The sequence below is a fragment of the Amycolatopsis pigmentata genome (genome assembly GCF_042684065.1).
GTDB classification, from domain to species: Bacteria; Actinomycetota; Actinomycetes; order Mycobacteriales; family Pseudonocardiaceae; genus Amycolatopsis_E; species Amycolatopsis_E pigmentata.
Genome location: NZ_JBHUKR010000020.1, coordinates 81,455 through 101,165, shown reverse-complemented (window position 1 = coordinate 101,165; position 19,711 = coordinate 81,455). Strand labels below are relative to the sequence as shown.

Annotated in this window: 16 protein-coding genes; 13 read left to right on the top strand and 3 right to left on the bottom strand. The window is 70.5% G+C overall.

From position 1 onward, the window contains the following. The first annotated feature begins 125 nt into the window (after window positions 1–125). On the top strand, window positions 126–1,037 hold the full coding sequence (locus tag ACFSXZ_RS30420; RefSeq protein WP_378268821.1) for a glutaminase: 912 nt from the start codon (window positions 126–128) through the stop codon (window positions 1,035–1,037). 25 nt (window positions 1,038–1,062) lie between these two features. Here ACFSXZ_RS30420 and ACFSXZ_RS30415 read toward each other — a convergent pair whose 3' ends face one another. Next, a complete protein-coding gene (locus ACFSXZ_RS30415; protein WP_378268820.1) occupies window positions 1,063–2,064 on the bottom strand; it encodes a DUF742 domain-containing protein in 1,002 nt (333 codons plus the stop codon). A gap of 231 nt (window positions 2,065–2,295) precedes the next feature. Here ACFSXZ_RS30415 and ACFSXZ_RS30410 point away from each other — a divergent pair, with 231 nt between their 5' ends. From ACFSXZ_RS30410 to ACFSXZ_RS30395, 4 genes are all read left to right on the top strand, one after another. Continuing rightward, complete coding sequence (locus ACFSXZ_RS30410; RefSeq protein ID WP_378268818.1) at window positions 2,296–3,411, top strand: PTS transporter subunit EIIC; 1,116 nt, start codon at window positions 2,296–2,298, stop codon at window positions 3,409–3,411. Between the two features lie 3 nt (window positions 3,412–3,414). Next, entirely contained in the window at window positions 3,415–3,723 is a 309-nt protein-coding gene (locus ACFSXZ_RS30405) for a PTS lactose transporter subunit IIB (protein WP_378268817.1), read from the top strand. Then, a complete protein-coding gene (locus ACFSXZ_RS30400) occupies window positions 3,713–4,186 on the top strand; it encodes a PTS sugar transporter subunit IIA (protein ID WP_378268816.1) in 474 nt (157 codons plus the stop codon). Before ACFSXZ_RS30405 ends, ACFSXZ_RS30400 begins: the two co-directional genes overlap by 11 nt. 141 nt (window positions 4,187–4,327) lie before the next feature. Further along, window positions 4,328–4,687, top strand: coding sequence for a hypothetical protein (locus ACFSXZ_RS30395; protein ID WP_378268814.1), 360 nt, complete (start codon window positions 4,328–4,330; stop codon window positions 4,685–4,687). A 216-nt stretch (window positions 4,688–4,903) separates the two neighbouring features. On the opposite strand, the gene ACFSXZ_RS30390 is transcribed toward ACFSXZ_RS30395, so the two are convergent. Further along, window positions 4,904–7,294: a right-handed parallel beta-helix repeat-containing protein gene (locus ACFSXZ_RS30390; RefSeq protein WP_378268812.1), complete on the bottom strand. Its 2,391-nt coding sequence runs from the start codon at window positions 7,292–7,294 to the stop codon at window positions 4,904–4,906. Between the two features lie 138 nt (window positions 7,295–7,432). Continuing rightward, window positions 7,433–9,862 carry a helix-turn-helix transcriptional regulator gene (locus tag ACFSXZ_RS30385; protein WP_378268810.1) on the bottom strand — a complete coding sequence of 810 codons (2,430 nt, stop codon included), beginning with the start codon at window positions 9,860–9,862 and terminating at the stop codon, window positions 7,433–7,435. A 268-nt stretch (window positions 9,863–10,130) separates the two neighbouring features. On the opposite strand from ACFSXZ_RS30385, the gene ACFSXZ_RS30380 reads away from it, so the two are divergent. The 8 genes from ACFSXZ_RS30380 (at window position 10,131) to ACFSXZ_RS30345 (ending at window position 19,671) form a co-directional block, all read left to right on the top strand. Next, a complete protein-coding gene (locus ACFSXZ_RS30380; protein WP_378268808.1) occupies window positions 10,131–12,878 on the top strand; it encodes a hypothetical protein in 2,748 nt (915 codons plus the stop codon). After that, window positions 12,875–14,122, top strand: coding sequence for a type VII secretion-associated serine protease mycosin (gene mycP, locus ACFSXZ_RS30375; RefSeq protein WP_378268806.1), 1,248 nt, complete (start codon window positions 12,875–12,877; stop codon window positions 14,120–14,122). Before ACFSXZ_RS30380 ends, mycP begins: the two co-directional genes overlap by 4 nt. 154 nt (window positions 14,123–14,276) lie before the next feature. Beyond that, complete coding sequence (locus tag ACFSXZ_RS30370; RefSeq protein ID WP_378268804.1) at window positions 14,277–15,392, top strand: NDMA-dependent alcohol dehydrogenase; 1,116 nt, start codon at window positions 14,277–14,279, stop codon at window positions 15,390–15,392. A 331-nt stretch (window positions 15,393–15,723) separates the two neighbouring features. Further along, entirely contained in the window at window positions 15,724–15,897 is a 174-nt protein-coding gene (locus ACFSXZ_RS30365; RefSeq protein ID WP_378268803.1) for a hypothetical protein, read from the top strand. Next, a complete protein-coding gene (locus ACFSXZ_RS30360; protein WP_378268802.1) occupies window positions 15,891–16,457 on the top strand; it encodes a hotdog fold domain-containing protein in 567 nt (188 codons plus the stop codon). Before ACFSXZ_RS30365 ends, ACFSXZ_RS30360 begins: the two co-directional genes overlap by 7 nt. A 141-nt stretch (window positions 16,458–16,598) precedes the next feature. Continuing rightward, window positions 16,599–18,086, top strand: a complete 1,488-nt coding sequence (locus tag ACFSXZ_RS30355; protein WP_378268801.1) for an SDR family oxidoreductase — start codon at window positions 16,599–16,601, stop codon at window positions 18,084–18,086. Window positions 18,087–18,218: 132 nt separating this feature from the next. Further along, window positions 18,219–19,010: a three-helix bundle dimerization domain-containing protein gene (locus tag ACFSXZ_RS30350; protein ID WP_378268799.1), complete on the top strand. Its 792-nt coding sequence runs from the start codon at window positions 18,219–18,221 to the stop codon at window positions 19,008–19,010. Window positions 19,011–19,092: 82 nt separating this feature from the next. Then, a complete protein-coding gene (locus ACFSXZ_RS30345) occupies window positions 19,093–19,671 on the top strand; it encodes a TIGR03086 family metal-binding protein (protein WP_378268797.1) in 579 nt (192 codons plus the stop codon). Window positions 19,672–19,711 lie beyond the last annotated feature (40 nt).

The following is a 19,711-nucleotide window of genomic DNA, read 5'->3' as shown; positions in this document are numbered from 1 at the left end:
GGGGTCCGGGGGCGGTGCCCCCGGAGAACACCGAATTCCCGGGTGCGCGGCGGATTCCGCCGCGGTCCGGCCACTCCGCGGTCACGAACACGGCGGAGACCGCCGCGTACTGGTCCTCTTAGGACGTGGATTACCAGGCTGTTCTGGAGCAGGTCGCGGCGGATGTGGCGCCGCTGGTCGGCAGCGGCCGGCCGGCGGAGTACATCCCCGCGCTGGCCGCCGTGGACCCGTACCGGTTCGGCATGGCCGTCGCCGATGTGGACGGTGAAGTCCACGGTGTCGGGGACTGGCAGGAGCCGTTCTCCGTGCAGAGCATCACGAAGGTCTTCACCCTCGCGCTGGTGCTGGCTCTGGGCACCGGTGATCTGTGGAAGTACGTCGGCCGGGAGCCCTCCGGAAATCCGTTCAACTCCCTTGTCCAGCTGGAGTACGAGAACGGCATTCCGCGTAACCCGTTCATCAACGCCGGTGCTCTCGTGGTGACCGACCGGCTACAGGCCCTGACCGGCGACGCCCGCGGCACGCTGCTGGAGTTCCTGCGGGCCGAGAGTGGCAACGACGGCCTCGAGTTCGACCCGGTGGTGGCCGAGTCGGAGTCGGCGCACGGCGACCGCAACTTCGCCCTCGCGTACTTCATGGCCTCCTGCGGCAACATGCGGGGCCCCGTTTCGCGCGTCCTGGAGCACTACTTCTGGCAGTGCTCCGTCGCCATGAACTGCCGCGATCTGGTTCTGGCTGCCCGGTTCCTGGCCCGGCACGGCGTGCGGGCCGACGGTTCGCGGCTGCTGACCCGCAGCGAGGCCAAACAGGTCAACGCGGTGATGCTGACCTGTGGGACGTACGACGCTGCCGGAGACTTCGCGTACCGCGTCGGCCTGCCGGGCAAGAGCGGGGTCGGCGGCGAAATCATCGCCGTCATGCCGGGCCAGTACACGCTTTGCGTCTGGAGCCCCGGGCTGGACGCGCGCGGCAACTCGGTGGCCGGCGTGGCGGCTCTCGACCGCTTCACCACGCTGACCGGTCTGTCCGTCTTCTGAGTCTCCCGGCGGCGTTTCCGGGATTTCAGAGGCGCTGGAGTCCGGTGAGGACCCGCTGCATCAGCATGAACGAGGGCCGGTTGTCCTGGGCCAGCTCGTTTTCGTGAATGATGACCAGGCCCATGTCGACGACATCGCCGATCAGCACCTTCGCCACGCCCAGCGGAATCGCGAGTTCGGCGGAAACCTCCGCGGTGGACCGGGCGACCTCGCAGAGCCGGCAGATCTGTTCGTGGTCACCGGCGAGGTGGCGGTAGTCGAGGCCGGGATCCGGCAGCGTCGACAGGAGGGTCTCCAGGCGGAGATCGTACTTCGACTTGGTCCGCCCGCCGGTGCGGGCGTAGGGGCGCACCATCGGGACTGCGGGCGAACCGAAGACCGGATCGTCGTTCGCGTCCGGCCATTCGAGATAGTCCGTAGTGGCCGTCGAGACGAAGGCGGGGCCGGACGGGACCGGAGGGGCATGGGCCGGTTCTCCCGGCCGTACCGGCAGTCCGGTATGGAGCGGGTCCACGGTGATCTCCGTGGGCGCCTCGGCGTACTGCTCGCTCCAGGCGCCGGCCTGTTGGCCGGTCTCGTCCACCCAGCCGTCACCGAGTTCGCCGTTCGCGTCCTCCCAGGTGTCGCCGGTTTCCCAGGCTTCGTCCTGGCCGTAGCGTTCCGCCTGGTCGTAGCCCGCGGCTTGGTCGTAACCTGCGGCCTGGTCGTAGTCTTCGGCTTGGTCGTAGCCCGCGGTTTGGTCGTAACCACCCGCTTGGTCGTAGCCCGTGGCCTGGACGTAGTCGCCGGTCTGATGGTCGTAGCCCGCGGCCTGGTCGTAGTCGTCCCACGCGCCTTCGGGGCCTTCGTCCTCGATCGCGTGCCTGCCGGCCCCCGCCGGTTCCGCGGGTTCCTCCCCGACGGCCTCGGCGAAGGCGTCGAACGATGCCCGCGGACGGAAATCGTGGTCCGCCCATTGCTGGTAGTCGTGCCAGCCGCCGTACATCGGCATCCGGCTGGCGCGATGCCGTTCCGGTTGGGTTTTCACGATCTGCCGCCTCTCGGCGAATACAAATTCCGCACGGCCGTCCATTTCGGTCACGGTTGGGTTAGTTTACGCGGCGTCAAGTCCGGCGGTAGGGCCCGGACGCCCGGATAGGTCCGAATGGCGCACTCTGGTTGCCTCATCGGGCCAGTGTCCAGGGAAAAGCCCGTGGACGGGATCACCCGGTCTTACCATCTTTTTCACCCTGAAATGAGCTACGTCACCGGAGACGACATGACGAGCACCGCGGAGCAGACCACCCGGGCGAGCCGCGTGCGGCCCGCGATCCAGCGGTTCGGCGGGCAGCTGGCCGCGATGGTGCTGCCGAACGTGGGGGCCTTCATCACCTGGGGCCTGCTCACCGCGCTGTTCGAGCCCTCCGGCTGGTGGCCGAACCCCGGCATCGCGCGCCTGATCACGCCGATGGTCACCTTCCTGCTGCCGATCCTGCTGGGCTACACCGGCGGGAAACTGGTGCACGGCCAGCGCGGCGCGGTCGTCGGGGCGGTGGCGACCGCCGGGATCGCGATCGGTTCGGACATTCCGATGTTCTTCGGCGCGATGATCGTCGGACCGCTCGCCGGCTATCTGCTGAAGACATTCGACGAGATCGTCGGGGTACGGGTCCCGCCCGGTTTCCGCATGCTGGTCGACAATTTCAGCGCCGGAATTCTGGGCGGCCTGGTGGCCGTCGCCGGATTGCTGGGCATCGGGCCCGCGGTCCGTTCGGCGACCACCTGGCTGGCCAACGGCGTGCAGATCCTGCTCGACGCGCACCTGCTGCCGCTGGCGTCGATCATCATCGAGCCGGCGAAGGTGCTGTTCCTCAACAACGCGGTCAACCACGGGATTCTCGCCCCGATCGGGATCGGCGAGGCGGCGCGGCACGGTAAGGCGGTCGAGTTCCTGATGGAGTCCAACCCCGGGCCCGGACTCGGCATCCTGCTCGCCGTGCTGTTGTTCGGACAGCGTTCGCTGCGCGGATCGGTGCCGGGCGCGATCGTGATCCAGTTCTTCGGTGGTATCCACGAAATTTACTTTCCCTATGTGCTCGCGCGGCCCCGGCTGGTGCTCGCCGCCATCGCGGGCGGCGCCGCCGGGGTGCTCACGTTCGTGATCACCGGTGCGGGCACGATCGCCACCCCCTCTCCGGGAAGTATCTTCGCGGTGCTCGCCGTGACGCCGAAAGGTGGGTACCTCGGGGTGATCACCGGCGTCGTGGTAGCGGCGGCCACCTCGTTCTTCGTCGCCTCGCTGCTGCTCGGGTTCGGCTACACCGAGCATCGCCGGGCCAAGAAAACGCTTACCGGGCCGGAGAGCGACCCGGAGTTCCCGAGTGTGGAGGCGTGAAAGGTGAGCACGATCGACGCGGCGGCGATCAAGAGGATCGTCATCGCCTGTGACGCGGGGATGGGCAGCAGCGTGATGCTCGCCGCGCAGCTGTCGAGTGCCCTGCGCAAGTACGAGGTGTCCGTCCGGCACGCGCCGGTGAACAAGATCCCTCCCGACGCCGACCTCGTGATGTGCCAGGAGGCACTGGTCGCGCGGGCCCGCTCGGCCGTCCCGGGCACCGCTGTGCTCGGCTTCCGGATGTTCCTCGGGGACCCGTTGTTCGACCAGCTGGAGAAGGCCATCAAGAACGGCACCCGGATTGAGTATTGACGGCTCCTGCCGGCCCGTACTGCGCCGTGAAGGGATCCGGCTCGGCCGGGTGGCGTCCGGCAGGCACGACGCGATCGGCCAGTGCGGGCGTCTTCTCCTCGAACTGGGCGCGGTCGAGAAGCCGTACCTGGACGCGATGTACGCGCGAGAGGCCGAGACCACCACGTATCTGGGCGAGGGCGTCGCGATCCCGCACGGCATCCAGGCGGGGCGGCCCTACGTCCGGCACACCTCGCTGGTGGTAATCCAGTTCCCCGGCGGTGTCGACTGGGACGGGCACGACGTGCGCCTGTGCGTGGGGATCGCCGCCAAGGACGACCGGCATCTGACGATTCTCGCCCGGCTCGCCCGTCTCCTGGCCGACGGCGGCGCCGCCGCGCGGCTGCGCGACGCGAGCGAGGTGGCCACCGTGGCGAGCCTTCTGCGCGCCGTGGCGGAGGAGGCCGGTTCGCCTGGCCTTTGAAAACGGTTCGATTCTTTGTCATATTGGGCACGGTTCGGGTGAAAGAGGGGCCGAATCGGCGGCAGGTGTCGCCAGGGCGACGCCGAGGCGACTATTTGTGGTGGGGGACCAGTACGGCCAAGTCTGGAAAGGAGTGTGGCGTTGAACAATGAGCCGATGGAAGAGCTCTTCGGAGAGCTCGAGGACATGGTGGCCGAGGGTGTCGCGATGTCCCTGTTCAACGGCGGCCGGGCGCTGGAAATAGCGCGCTGGCTCGACCGCTGTGTGGACGGCCTGGTGCCTGGCGTGCATGTCCAGCCGACGCCGCACGCCCGGGAAATGTATGTGGATCTCATGATGGGGCTGGCCATGATGGCCGAGTCCCTGCGAGCGCGGTCGCAGAGCGATCCGGCCGGGGCCGACCAGGACGAGGCGACCGCGTCACGGTGTTTCGAGCGGGTCCGGTTCGAAGAGCTCGCGTTCGAGGACGATTTCCGGCTCCCGGACGGCGGAGTGTGGTGACGGAACCGCGCCCGGTGAGCACCTCCACGGAAAGCGCATTCTGAAATTTTCACCCCTTGTCCCCGGAATCGGACACTTTTTGCCAACCCAGCCGAAGGCGCCCGGATCGGTAACCGGCACGCTCGATAGCGAGGATGTTTCGACGCGGGGCCCACGGACCACGGACGAAAAACCCCGGGCGGCACGGGCCACCCGGGGTGATGAGGGAAAGCGGTCTCAGCCGGCCAGATCGTCGGCGGTGAGCAGGGTCAGGTCCTCCATCGCCGTGGAGCCGCTCATCGCCAGCCGGGACGCCTGCCGGTCGGCCATGGCCTCGAACACCTTCCGCGCGGTCCGGCCGTTGCCGAACGTGCCGTCCTTCGGGATCGCTTCGAAGTAGGCCAGCAGCGCCTTCTCCGCCTCCGGGTCGAGGCGGTAGTCGTGGCGCCCGCAGTGCGACTTGACGATGGTCACCAGCTCTTCCGGCGTGTAGTTGGTGAACTCGATCGTCCGGCTGAACCGCGATTCCATGCCGGGGTTGGCTTCGAGGAAGCTCCGCATCTCGTTCGAATAGCCCGCCGCGATGACCACCACGTCCTCCCGGTGGTCCTCCATCAGCTTCACCAGCGTGTCGATGGCTTCCCGGCCGAAGTCGGGGCCGGTCCCGCCGCCGCCGGAGCTGAGTGTGTACGCCTCGTCGATGAACAGCACGCCGCCGAGCGCGGAGTTGAACGCCTCGGTGGTCTTGATCGCCGTGCCGCCGATGATGTTCGCGACCAGATCCGCGCGCGCCACCTCCACCAGGTGCCCGGAACGCAGCACCCCGAGCTGGTTCAGGATGGCGCCGTAGAGCCGGGCGACCGTGGTCTTGCCGGTGCCGGGCGAACCGGCGAACACCAGGTGCCGGGACATCGGTGGCGCGGAAAGGCCCGCGTTGCGGCGGAACTGCGCCATCTTGTTGAGGTTCACCAGAGACGTGACCTCACGCTTCACGCCCTCGAGGCCGACAAGTTGGGTCAGCTCCGTCATCGGGTCGCCGGCGGGACGGCGTTCGGCCACCGGCGCCGCGGGCGCGGGCGGCGGGTCCGAAGTCGCGGCCGCCGCCCCGTATGCGTCCGGTGTCCGGTTGTCCACGCTGGTCAGCCCGGTGATCTCCACCGCGCTGCTGGCCTGGAGCTGCCGCAGTCCGCTCCCCTTGTTCTCGCGCACCGTGCAGCCGGTCACGGTCACCGGGTCGGTGGTGGCCACCTGGATGCCGTCGGCGACGTTGCCGACGAACTCGGAGTCGACCACCCGGCCGGAGGCGCCCTGCCCGACCACCAGCCCGCTGCCTTCGCATCGCTGCACCCGGCAGCGCACCAGTTCGAGTTCGGCGCCGTCGCCGGCGAACACGCCGTCCGTGCCCGCGGCCGCGATGTCGCAGTCGGAAAGCTGGAACGACGCACCGGTGATCGTCGCGCCCGCGTCCCGGACACCGCGGACGCTCAGTCCGGTCATCGAGCTTCGCGCGCCGTCTTCGGCCACCACACCCGACCGGCCCGCGCCGTCGATCTCGACGTTTTCGAAGCGGCCGCGCGCTCCTTCGAACAGCCGGATCGCGGCGCCGTCGGAGCCCGCCACGCGCAGCTGGCGGAAGAACGGGTCGGCGCCACCACCGACCTGCACGCCGACCAGCCTGCTGCCGGCGACGGTCATCAGGTCGAACTCGGTGGTGCTCCGGTCGGTCACGTTCACCCCGGCGCCGGTGGCCGAAGACACCTCGCACCCGGACACGCTGCCCGCCGCTCGCCCGGCGAAGTGGTAACCGTGCCCGCCGGCGTCGCTGACCCGGCAGCCACGCAACACCGGGGCGCAGGATTCGGCCACGAAGACGCCTTCGGCGCCGCTGCCCACCACCGAGCATTCGTCGAGGGTCACCCGCTCCTGGCTGGCGAGGTAGAAACCGATCCCGCCGGTGTCCCGGATGGTGATGCGGCTGCCCATGGTCACGGCCTGGTGCTCGACCGCCATCGCCGGCTTGGCCGCGCCGGTGATCGTGGTGTCCTCGATCACGGCCTGGCCGCGCCCGTTGAGGCAGATCCCGTTGCCCGCGGCCCGTTCGATCGTGCACGACCGGACCGTCAGCCCGCCGTTTTCCGCCACGACCACCGCCGAGGTGCCCATCTCGGTGAGCCGGCAGCCGTCGAGGACGTTGTCTCGCGAGGTGACCACCACGCCGGCCCCGGTCTCGTTCCGGATCCGGCATTCCCGCATCAGGACCGCTCCGCGGTCCATCGCGTACACCGCGGCCCATCCCGACGCGCTCACCGTGCACTCGGTGAGGCTCAGCTGGCCCAGCGAGGCGATGATCGCCGGGGTCTCCTTGTCGGTGGTCTCGACCACGAGACCCGACAGCGCCGCGCTTTCGGCGGCCACGATGACCGCGGTGCCCGACGGCGGGGTGAGCCGGACGGTGCCCGGCCCGTCCTCGGCGGCGATCGTGACCGACTTCGTCAACGCCAGGTTCTCCGGATAACGGCCGGCACTGACGACGATCAGCGAACCCTCCGACGCCGCGGCCAGCCCGTCGTTGATGCTCCGGTAAGCACCGGAGGTCTTCTGGCTGACCATGATCACATCGTGGGCCACGTCTTCTCCTGCCTGGACTCGCCGCGTAACGATCGGCACAGTACCCAACTGTTCACGGCCCGCACTCTCTCAGTGCCTGTTGGCAAACGCGCCCAGCCGATCTCGTGGCCAGGGAACTCGCGATGCGCGGACGGTTTCTCATGCGCTGGCCGCCGCGAGCTGTCCGCGCGCGCTGGCCGCGGCGAGATCGATCCGCGACCGGCATCCGGTCTTCACGAACAACCGGGAAAGGTAGTACTCGACGGTCTTTTCGGTGATGCGCAAGGCGACCGCGACCTGGCGGTTGGTGCGCCCGTCCCGGATGAGGTCGACGATCCGCAGTTCCATGTCCGACAGCGCGGTCCGTTCGTCTTCGCTGCGCGGTATCGCGACACCACGGCGGCGCATGAGCGCCTTCGCCTGCGCGCGTGCCGGGCCCGCCCCGGCACGGACCGCGAGTTCGTGTGCCTCGTGCAGCCAGCGTCGCGGCTCGTCGTCCCGCTCGCCGAGCGCCAGGCATGTCATGAGCAGATCCGGCAGATGGCCGCGATCCCGCGCCAGCTCGGCGGATTCGGCAAGGCTTTCCTCGTCGCCGGTGACGACACCGCGGACGAACAGCAGCGCGGCGCGAGTGGCGGGGGTGTGCTCGCGGGCGTCGAGGCCGGCCATCTCGGCGAGCACCGTACGTCCGCGCTCGTCGTGGCCGGTTTCCTTGGCCACCGCGGCGAGCCGGGCGAGCAACCGGTCGCCACCCGCCCTGGTCCATGGGGCGGGGGCACTCCGGTAGGCCCACCAGCCCACGGCGAGTGCCCGTGCTCCGTCGCCGGACGCGGCCAGCAGCCCGCTTTCCACCCAGCCGCGCAACGCGGTGAACCGCTCGTCTTCGCCGGTGGAGTCCAGCCAGGCCGACGCCTGCTTGAGATCGCCTTGCGCGGTACAGATTTCGGCGGCCAGCAGCCCCGCGATGCGATGCGCGGGGCCGTCCTCGGCGGACAGGCTGAGCGCGCGTGCCGCGGACAGCGCGTCCTGCCAGTCGCCGTTCGTATAGCCGGTGAGCACGCGGTGGTAGTGGGCGAGCGGACCGTCGGCGGGGATTCCGTACCCGGCGGGCAGGATGTCGGCCAGGTCCAGGCTCTCCCCGGTGAGCCGTTGTTCGTGCCACGCCAGGGGATCCGCCAGCGCCGCCGCGTCCGAGAGCTGTTCACTGTCGGCGCATTCCGGGTACTCGGCGGCCAGCCCGGCCAACTGGCCGAAGTGTCCGAGACCGATCAGGATGCGTGCCAATGTGGACGTCACGCGGGCGATGTCCGGATCGCCGTCATCGTAGTGCCACAGCGCGGCGCGGTAACACCGGGCGGCGCGTTCCTCGTCGGTCGCGGCGGCGTCGTCGGCGGCCGCCACGAGCAGCCGGGCCACCGAAGGCGAGGGTTCCATCTCCCGTCCGGCTTCGACGACGTGGCTGGCGATCGTCGTCCGGTCGCCGCCCGCGGCGAGCAGGTGCCCGGCGACTTTTCCGTGCAGCCGCGCGGCTTCCCGTCCCGTCGTGGCGAGCACGGTGCCTGCCAGCGCCGGGCAGGTGCAGCCCAGTTCACCCGACTCGGTGCAGACCAGTGCGCCCACCGCGACCAGGATGTCCACGGCGCGACCGTAGCCGGTCACCTCGCGCCCGGTCGCGGCGGCCAGAGTGGGCAGGTCGTCGACGCCGAACGCCGGACCGATCGCGGCCATCGCGAGCAGTTCGTGCCCCTCGGTGCCCAGGCTGTCGATCTGCCCGACGAGGTCGTGCGCGCGGGGCAGCAGAATCGGTGCGTCACCGGACAGGCAGGCCTTCCCGTGCACGGTGACGATCCGGCCCGCGGCCTTCATTTCGTCTACTGTGGACAGAAGGGCGCCGGGGTCGGACACCAGCGGGCCGAGCGCCCGCCCGAGCGCGGCGAGCAGCGAATCGTCCGGTGTGGCACCGGTCCGTTGCGCGACCAGCGGGCCTGCCTGCTCGTCGGGCAGTGGCCCCAGGTCGATCAGAAGGTCGGCGAGCTGCGCCAGCTGCACCGGTGCCGCGGCGAACCGCCCGTCGTCCCGGCAGGCCGCGACGACCAGGCAGCCCGGCAGGCACGCCGGGGTTATCGCCAGCGTCGGGTTCGGCAGCACGTCGACGTCGTCGGCGATGACCGCCATCGGGCCGTTGCGCCGCAACCTGCCGAAGATCTTGGCCAGCCCGATCAGCAGCCCGGACCGCAGTCGCGGTGAAGCATAGCTTTCCGGCGTGCACAGCCGCGCCACGGCACCGACCGCGTCGGCGAGGCTGAAGTCCGCGACCCGCTCGAAGTGCTGTTTCAGCGCGGCGATCGTGGCCTGGACGCCGAAGGCGTCCCACGGCTCGGCCGCGTCGCGGAACGGGATTTCGATGACGGTGACGCCTTCGGAGCGCCACCGGTCCGCGGCGACGGTGAGCAGTGCGGTCTTGCCGATGCCCGGCGTTCCCCGGACCACCGCCAGACTGTGCCGGTGACCGGTGATGGCACTCAACGCACCGTCCAAATCGGACAGCTCGTCGTCTCTTCCGCAGACCAGCGGCCGTTCGCGTGGCATTGTCGAGCTCCCTCACACCTGTGGTGATCACATCATGGGGGAGAGGCCACCCGTTCGGCCCAGCTCAGTGACTACACGACAGCTGATGTTGCCCGAATGCCCCTTATCGGCGCCCGTTTCCTGCGTGAGGGATATCCCGGAACCGGGGTCCGGTCGCACACTGTGCGCTGCGAGGTGCTCCTCGGTAGGGGATATTGCTCTCCTGGAGGAGCTGCGGCCAGGCCCGCGGAGAGCCCACGGGGAGGACCGGAAGATCGGGAGCAGTGACGTGACGGGAGTCGTGACGAAAGCCCCTGCCGACGACTTGATGGTCGAGTGGTGCGGACCGCACGCGCTGGTCCGGTGCCGCCAGGAGAGCGCGGGCGACCGGCTGCTGGCGGCGGTTCCGGCGCGCGCCGGGCATCTCGCGGTGCTGCCCTCGGCGGCCGCGCAGCGGCATCCCGAGCTGGAGAGCACCATCTACGGTCTGCTGCGCTCGGTGCTGCAACCGGAGCGCGGCATCCACACGGTTTGGCTCGCGATTCCCGGGCTCGGCACGGACCAGGGCGCGTGGGCACCCCTCGTACGGCGGTTGATCAGCGAGTTCACCATCGACATCGTGGCACCGGACGGCCCGGTCGCGGGCAGCGCGGGAAGCGGGATCTACGTGGGCCCCGGCATCGGAGCGGCCGGCTGGCGCCGGTTCCATTCCGGATCCCCGAGCGCCGTGGTCTCCACCCGGTTCCCGGTTCCCGCCTGGGAGCGGGCGTTGCCCGCGGTGCCGGTCAGCGAAGCGGGCGTGGTCGTCGAACCGGTGGGCGCAGGCCTGCTCATGCGGGGCGCGCCCGCACCACCGCTCACCCCGGCGCATCCGGCCTTCCGGGTCCCGGTGGACCAGGGGCGGCCGAAGCTCATCATCGAAGGCGGGCGCATCCTGCCCGGACAGGCGGGCGTGCTGCTCGACATGATCCCGCCCGCGGTGCGCGCCACCCTGCTCTACGTTCCGCTCGACCCGGCCCTCGCCGGCCTCGGCTGGGTGTCGTTGCTGGCCGAACGCTGCAAGACCGACATCGTGTTCAGTGCCGGTGCCCAGCTCGTCGACCCCGGCGGGGATCATTCGGTGGTCACCGGAGTGGGCCTGGCCAAGGCATTCCGGCCGTTTCCCACGATTCTCCGCCAGCGGCCGGGAGTGCTGGAACAAGAGGTCCTCGACATCGCGCCGCCGCCGTCGGGCTGGCGGCGGTACGCGGCCCGCGGTTACCGGATCGGCAGCGACGGACCGGTCATCGACGTGGTGCCGGGTGGGCTGGTGCTGCGCGAGGACGCCGCTCCCGTGGGCGGGCTCGCCACGCGGGCGCCGTTCGACCCCTACGGATGGACGCTGACCGTCGGCGTGCCGGGCACGGCCGTGAGCCGCACCCTGGTGGAGGCGTTCGAGCGGTTGCTCGCCGGCGCCGGTGGCGACCGGCTCCGCACCGTCCGCGTGCGGACCGACGGAGAACTCGACGACCAGGGCCGCGAGCGGATCGAAGGGATCGCCCGCCACGCCGGTGTGCCGCTCGAACTGCCCGCGGCCACGGAAAGGCCTTCCGTGGTCACGGTTCCCGCGATACCCCTGTCGATGTCGATGGTGTCGGGTCCGGCGACCGCGCCGCCGACGACCACGGAACCCGAGACGGCGCAAGGGAAATCCCAGGGGTCCGAGGCGAACGGACGCGTCGAGGCGCGGACCGCCGGCCCACGGCCGCCTCAGGAGAAGCGGTCCCCGCGACCCCACCCCCAGGGAACGCCGGAAACACAGCCCCCGGCAGCGCCGGAAGAGCGTCCACTGGAGACGCGGGCACCGGTCAAGAAGGACGTGACCCCCGCGGTCACCACGAAGACGGCGGTACCCCCGGCACCGGTTCCTCCCGCGCGACCGGTCGTGCCGCCCGTTCCTCCCGCGGCCCCGGTCGTGCCGCCCGTTCCTCCCGCGGCCCCGGTCGCGTCGCCCGTTCCTCCCGCGGCCCCGCCGAAACCGGCGGGGCCGGTGCCCGCGGTGTCGGCGCCGCCGCTGCCGGTTTCGATGGTGTCCGGTCCCGCCCCGGTGGCTCCCGTCCCCCCGGGACCCGCTGCCCCGGTGGCTCCCTCCGCCCCGGATCCCGCCGAAGAAACGACCGAACTGCCCAAGATCGAAGACGACGTCGTCGAGGAGCCGGCGCCGGACGACGACGATGTCGTGGTGACCGACGCCGAGCCGTGGCCCGTGCGCGCGAGCACCTCGGCGGAGCAGGGCAAGTTCAGTGCCGCCGCGGGCAACGCCTTCACCGACGGACTGTCCCTGGTGAACTCCGCCCTCGCCACCTGGCCCGCGCTGCGCCGTCGCGAAACCGGGGCCAAGGCCGACTATGTCGCGGTGTGCCTGTATCTCACGCGGGGCCCGTCCGGGGCGGTGAGCGTGAACAGGGCTCTCCGCGCCGGCCGCGAGGTTCCGCTCGACGCCTATACGACGTGCCTGGTGTCGGGCCTCGCGCGGTTGCCGATCCACCGCCGGGCCGTGCTGCGGCAGGCCCGCACCGATCCCCGGTGGCCGGTGGGCACGATCCTCACCGACCCCGGTTTCGTCAGCGCCAGCGTCGGGTACGACGCCCTGATCGCGGAAGCGGAAGCCGATCTGCTGATCTGGCCCGTCTCGGCGCGGCGCACCACCGAACTCGTGCTCAACCGTCCCATCGAAGAAGCGGTCTTCCTGCCGGGACGGCGGTTCAAGGTGCTCGAGACCCGCACCCTCGACGAACCTCGCGAGGACGTCGAGGGACAACCGGTGCCCACCACCACCGTGCTGCTCCGGGAAATCGCTCCCGGAGAGTCCGATGTGGACGCCGCGGACGCCTCCGCGCTCGCCCGTCTCGACCGTGCCTGGCAGTTGCGGCAGCGGAGCGAACTGCGGTTGATCACCGACTCCGACATGGCACTCCGGCTGACCATGCCGATGGTCGTCGCGGACACGGAGACGGCGGGAAACACGCAAGGACACACCGGAGGAGCCACCGCGTGAAGGCACGAAGGATCGCCGCGGCCGTGGCCTGCGCGGTGCTGGCGGTGTTCGTCCTGCCCGCCGCGCCCGCCACCGCGGCCACGCCGCTCCCGTCCGGCCAGCAGTGCCTGCCTCCGCCGCCCACCAGCGACAAAGCCTTGCCGTGGGCGCAGCAGCAGCTCGCCCCGCAGCGCGTCTGGCCGCTGACCACCGGGGCGACGGTCGTCGTCGCCGTGGTCGACACCGGCGTCGACGCGCGCACGCCGCAACTCGCCGGGCGGGTGCTCGCCGGCACGGATGTGCTCAAGGCTGGCGGAGCGGGCAACACCGACTGCTACGGCCACGGCACGTTCGTGGCCGGCATCATCGCCGCCGCCCCGGCGAACGGGACCGGCTTCACCGGCATCGCCCCGGGCGCCACGATCCTGCCCATCCGGGCGGCCACCAGCAGCGAGGACGTCACGGCGGCCTCCATCGCCAGCGGCATCCAGGCCGCGGTGGACGCGGGCGCGCGGGTGATCAACGTCTCCGCCAGCACCACCTCGCCGAACGCCGCGCTCGCGGCCGCGGTGAACTACGCCGAGTCGCGCGACGCGGTCGTGGTCGCCTCCGCGGCGAACAGCGCCAAGAACGGCGACCCGGTGACCTACCCCGCGTCCTACCCCAACGTCATCGCGGTCGGTGCGGTCGATTCGGCCGGTCAGCGTGCCGATTTTTCCCAGACCGGGCCATATCTGAAACTGGTCGCGCCCGGCGTGAACGTGGAAAGCATCGGGCCCGGCGGGCCGGGCCAGTGGCAGGGCAGCGGAACCAGCTACGCCGCGCCGTTCGTTTCGGGCGTGGTGGCGCTGGTGCGCGCCTACCGGCCGGAACTGTCCGCGGCGCAGGTGCGGCACCGGCTCGAAGCCACCGCGGACCATCCCGCGGCGAAGATGCCCGACCTCGAGTTCGGGTTCGGCACCGTGAACCCCCTGGCCGCGGTATCGGCCGTGCTGCCCGAGGAAGCCGGGGGCGGCACGGTGGTCGGGGGCGCCCCGGCGAGCAGCCCCGACGCCGAGGCGCTGGACCAGTTCGGCCCGCTTGCCGTGGTACTCGGCGTGTTCGTGGCCGTGAGCCTGGTGTTCGCGTTGTTCACGTGGCGGCGCGTCGGGCCCGAGGGGCACCGGCGGCACTGGCATCGCGGCCGCGTCATCCGCTTCACGCGGCCTCCGGACCCCGCTCCCGCGCCCGCCGAGAAGGCGGCCTCCGGAGTCCGCACCCCCTGACCGGTACGATTGTCCACAATGGACTTCCGTGGCCGCTTCGCGCCCGCGCCCCTTCTCCGGGAGGGACATCTGGCGCAATACTAGAACGCGTTCTATTATGACTCGCGAGCGGCGGCCACCCGGCTGCCCGTCCGGCCAATGGAGGTGGACCACGATGCGGACCCGTGCCGCCGCGCTGCTCGAGCAGCCCGGCAAGTGGCAGATCGTCGATGTCGAGCTGGACGAGCCCGGGGCCAACGAGGTACTCGTGCGGTTCGCCGCCGCCGGTCTCTGCCATTCCGACGACCACGCGGCGACCGGGGACATGCCGGTCGGGCGGTTGCCCCTGATCGGCGGGCACGAGGGCGCGGGCGTGGTGGAAGCGGTCGGCCCCGGCGTGCGCACGCTGGCCGTCGGTGACCATGTGGTGTCCCAGTTCGTGCCGTCCTGCGGACGGTGCCTGCCGTGTTCCTCCGGTCACGGCAACCTGTGCGACCTGGGCATCCACGCGCTGGCGGGATCCATGGCCGACGGCACCTACCGCGCGCATCTCGACGGCGCCGATGTCGGGCAGATGACCATGGTCGGCACCTTCGCCGAGCATGCCGTGGTTTCGGAGTACTCGCTGACCAAGATCGACGACGACATCCCCTTCAAGGTCGCCGCCCTGCTCTCCTGCGGGGTGCCGACCGGCTGGGGTTCGGCCGAGTACGGCGCGCAGGTCGAGGCCGGGCACACGGTGATCGTGATGGGCGTCGGCGGCGTCGGCATGAACGCGGTGCAGGCGGCCGCGGCCAGGGGAGCGGCCTATGTCATCGCCGTCGACCCGGTGGCCTACAAGCGCGAGGCCGCCTTGAAGTTCGGCGCCACGCACAGCTTCGCCGGCATCGACGAGGCCGCCGATTTCGCCCGGTCGGTCACCGGCGGGCAGGGCGCGAACTCCGCGGTCGTCGCGGTCGGGGTCACCAAGGGCGAGCACGTGGCCCAGGCGGTCAACGCGATCGCCAAGCTCGGCACCGTGGTCGTCACCGGTATCGGCGACATCAAGGACGAGGGACTGCCGATCAACCTGTGGTTGCTGTCCATGATGCAGAAGCGGATCCAGGGCGTGATCTTCGGCATGGGCGCGCCGCCCTTCGAGATCAAGCGGCTGGCGGAGATGTACAAGGCCGGGCGGCTCAAGCTGGACGAACTGGTCACCCGGACCTACCGGCTGGACGAGGTGAACCAGGCCTACGCCGACATGCACGAGGGCCAGACGATCCGGGGGGTCATCCTCCACGACACCTGAGATTCTCCCTGCCCGGTAAGGGTTTTCGGCGGGCGGCGGCCCGGCGGCACTTCCGTCCATCGAGGACGGTGGAACCGCGGGCCGCCGCCCGCCGTCGTATCACCGTCCCCTCTTCTTGTTTCGGGTACGCGACGGTCGAACGCCCGTAGATCGGCCTTCCGATAATTTCCGGAGAATCATATTCGGTTGCGCATGGTCGAATACCGGGTGTTCCTTGTGGACGATTTTTGAGGGAATTCACTCGACACGGTGACCGATAGAGGGTGAATTCACCGGAAAGCCGGACGTAAAGTGCCGCGCGTCAGAATCGATCGAACTCGATGGGGGATGCGTGATCATCACGACCCGGCCCATGACCGTTCTCCGGACCCGCGAAACCGAGTTGTGCGCGGACCGCTTGACCCCGGTGCCCGCGGACACCGAGCACGGAGGCTGGATCTGTGTGGAACTCGAAGGGCACCTGTCCCGGTTGGACCACCGCGCGTGGGACGGTACGCAATGGTGAAGCACACCGGAATCTTCACCTACGTGGTGGCGGAGGCCGATTCCGTCCGCGCGATCGGCCGCAGCCGGGAATTCACCGAGTACAAACCGCCGGTGATGGCCAGCGCGCGGCTGATCGAGGTATGCGAGTGGCTCGCGATGGAGATGCTGCGTGACGATCTCGAGCCGCACGAGTGCTCGCTCGGGGTCTGGCAGCACGTGCGGCACAGCGGCCCGATCGCGATCGGCTCCCGGCTGAGGATCACCGTGGAGTGCACCTCCCGCCGTGGCCGCTACAGCGAATGGGAAGTCTTCGTTCGCGACGAGTTCGAAGAGGTCGGTCACGCGCGGCTCGGCTTCGTCGCCGTGCATCAGGAGGACTTCACCACGCGCCGCGTCCACGCGAAGGTCGGGACCCGGCCGAGGAGCCGGGCCACCGTCACCGCGCCGCCCGGCAGCAGGGCACCCGCGCGCACGCGCTACGCCGGACGCGGCCCGGGCAACTCTTCCCGTCTCCCGCAATCGCCGTCAACGGAGGTGGTCGGCGTGACTGACACCACGGCGAACCCGCCGCTGGCCTGAGCGTGTGGCCAAGCGGTCCCGGAGGCATCCGAGGCTTCCGGGACCGCTTCGTCACGGTCGGCGACGGGGGACCAAAGCGGACCGGTCCCGCACCGTCCCGGCCGGTTTCCGCCGCGACGGTCGAGGTGGAGAATCGAAGCGATGCGATGTGTGGTGTTCGGGGCGACGGGCTACATCGGCGGCCGGCTGGTGCCGGCCCTGCTGCGGGCCGGGCACGAAGTGCGCGCGACGGCGCGCGACCCCGCCAAGCTCGCCGACGTCGGCTGGCGGGACCGGGCCGAGATCGTCACCGCCGACGTCTCGGACCCGGTCAGCGTCGCCGCCGCGCTCACGGACCGCGACGTGGTCTTCTATCTCGTCCACGCCTTGCACCGAAAGGATTTCGCCCGCGTCGACCGCGAGTCGGCCCGGGTCGTCGCCCGCGAGGCGGCGCGCGCGGGCATCCGCCGCATCGTCTACCTGGGCGGGATCACACCGGAGGACGAGCGGCTGTCCGAGCACCTCGCCTCACGCACCGAAGTGGGGCGCGTACTGCTCGAATCCGGTGTCCCGACCGTCGTGCTGCGCGCGGCGATCATCATCGGGTCCGGCTCGGCGAGTTTCGAGATGCTGCGGTACCTGACCGAGCGGCTGCCGGTGATGGTCACGCCGAAGTGGGTGCACAACCGGATCCAGCCGATCGCGGTGCGTGACGTCCTGCACTATCTGGTGCGCGCCGCCGGCCTGCCCGCCGAAGTCAACCGGGGGTTCGACATCGGCGGCCCGGACGTGCTGACCTATCTGGACATGATGCGCCGTTACGCCGTGGTCGCGGGGTTGCCGCGCCGCGTCGTGGTGCCGGTTCCGGTGCTGACTCCGTGGCTGTCGGCCCAGTGGGTCAATCTGGTGACGCCGGTGCCCCGCAGCATCGCCGTACCGCTGATCGAATCCCTGGTGCACGAGGTCGTCCGGCACGAGCACGACATCGACCACCACATCCCGGAACCCGAGGGCGGCCTGACCCACTACGAGCGCGCGATCGAACTCGCGCTGGTGAGCATCCGGAACGCCGAAGTGCCGACACGGTGGTCGGACGCCACGATGTCCCGGGCGCCGTCCGACCCGCTGCCCACCGACCCGGGGTGGTCGGGCGGCAGTCTTTATGAGGACGTGCGCGAACGCCACACCACCGCCGACGCCGGCACCCTGTGGCGGATCGTCGAGTCGATCGGCGGGGAGCACGGCTGGTATTCCTTTCCGCTGGCCTGGGCGGTGCGCGGCTGGATCGACCGGCTCGCCGGCGGGGCCGGGCTGAACCGCGGACGGCGGGACCCGCGACGCCTGCACGCCGGGGAGGCACTGGACTGGTGGCGGGTCGAGGACCTGCGGCGGCCCGGGCTGCTCCGGCTCCGCGCGGAAATGCTGCTGCCCGGCCGGGCCTGGCTCGAACTGTCCGTCGTGCCCGCCGCCGACGGCGGTTCGACCTACCGGCAGCGCGCGATCTTCGCGCCGCGCGGGCTCGCCGGTCATCTCTACTGGAAGGCGATCGCGCCGTTCCACGGCCTGATCTTCGGGGGCATGGTGCGCAACATCACCGGCGCGGCGGAGAAATCCACTTTCGAGCGGGAGAACTCCCGTGCTACACCATGAATCCGGCGGTCATCCACCGTGGACCGGCCGGAGTCGTGAAAACCTTTTGTGCCAAACGGCCCTAGTGAACGGCCGCCGCGGGCGCTGAGAATAACCGACGATCACACCGGCCACAGGTCAACGGAGGTCACGGTGTCGGCGACATTGGTTGAAGTTCTGCGGAAGACGCAGGTCGACGCTCAGATACAACGTATCGAGGCACGTCTCGTGCGCGAGGGAAGCATGGTGCCGCCGGCGGTGGTGCACGAGTGGGTGGAATCCGCCTGGTCCCGTTTCTCCCGTGCCCGGGTGCAGGCCTTCGTTCCGCTCCTGGTGGAGCGCACCGTGCGGTCCTGGCTCGCCGCCTGCCCGGCCGGACGGCTGCGCGACTGGGCCCGCGACACCGCGGAACGGATGCTGGCCACCGAACTGCCCGTCCGCTGGGCGCACACCCAGGGGGTCGCCGGACGGGCCGAGGAGGTCGCGTGGCTGTTCCCGGCCGAGGACCGTGAGATGCTCATCGCCGCCGCGTGGCTGCACGACATCGGCTACGCGTCGCAACTGATGGAGACCGGCCTCCATCAGCTCGACGGCGCGCGTTTCCTGACCCGCCAGGGCCTTCCCGCGCGAGTGTGCGCGCTCGTCGCGCAACACAGCGGCGCCGCGGCGGTGGCCGCACTCGTCGGGTTGTCGGACGAGCTCGCGGCGTTCGAGGACGAGCGAAGCCCGGTGCGGGACGCGTTGTGGTACAGCGACATGACGATCGGCCCGGAGGGCAGGCCGCTGTCGTTCGCCGAGCGGCTCGCCGAGCTCCGGGGACGGCGCGAACCCGGCGACCCGGTGATCCTGGCGCTGCACTACAACGGCGACGAACGCGCCGCGGCCGTGCGGCGCACCGAAGCCCTCCTCGAAGCACGCACGCGGCTCCCGATCGCCGGTCACTGAAGCCGAAGTCATGTCGAGCCCGGCGGTCCTTCTTCGTCCTCCGAATGTCAGGACATTCGATGGCGAGGAAGGAAAGGACCGAATGGACCTCATGGACTCGTACCGGCGCGCCCAGGACGGGCTCGACACGGTACTGGCCGCGGTCCGGCCCGGACAGTGGGACACGGTGTCGGCATGCCCGGAGTGGACGGTGCGGGATGTCGCGGGGCATCTCGTCTGGGCTCAGCACCAGGTTCGCGCGTGGGCGGCGGGCGAGGAATACACGGAGCGGGCGGGCGCCCCCGGAGCGCCGCATCCCGGAGTGCTGGCCGGTGAAGACCCGCTCGGGACCTGGCGATCGGCGCGGGCGGCGTCGGTCTCGTCACTGACGGACGAGACGCTGGCCAGGACGGTTGTCCTGCCAGGGATGGGGGAGGTGCCCCTGCGGGCGCTGCTTCCCCTGATGCTCACCGATCAGCTCGTGCACACGTGGGACATCGGGCATCCGCTGGGCCTCGATGTGCGACTCGATCCGGCTCTCGTGCCGATGGCGTTCGACTGGGCGCGCACGCATGCGTTGCGCCGGCCGGGCTTCTTCGGTCCGGAGCTGCCCGTCGAGGACGAGCGGGCGGATGAGCAGGCACGGATGCTGGCGTTCCTCGGCCGGTCGTCCGCGGCCTGACGAGGGGCCGGTGCGGGAGAATCCAGGGGGTCCTCCCGCA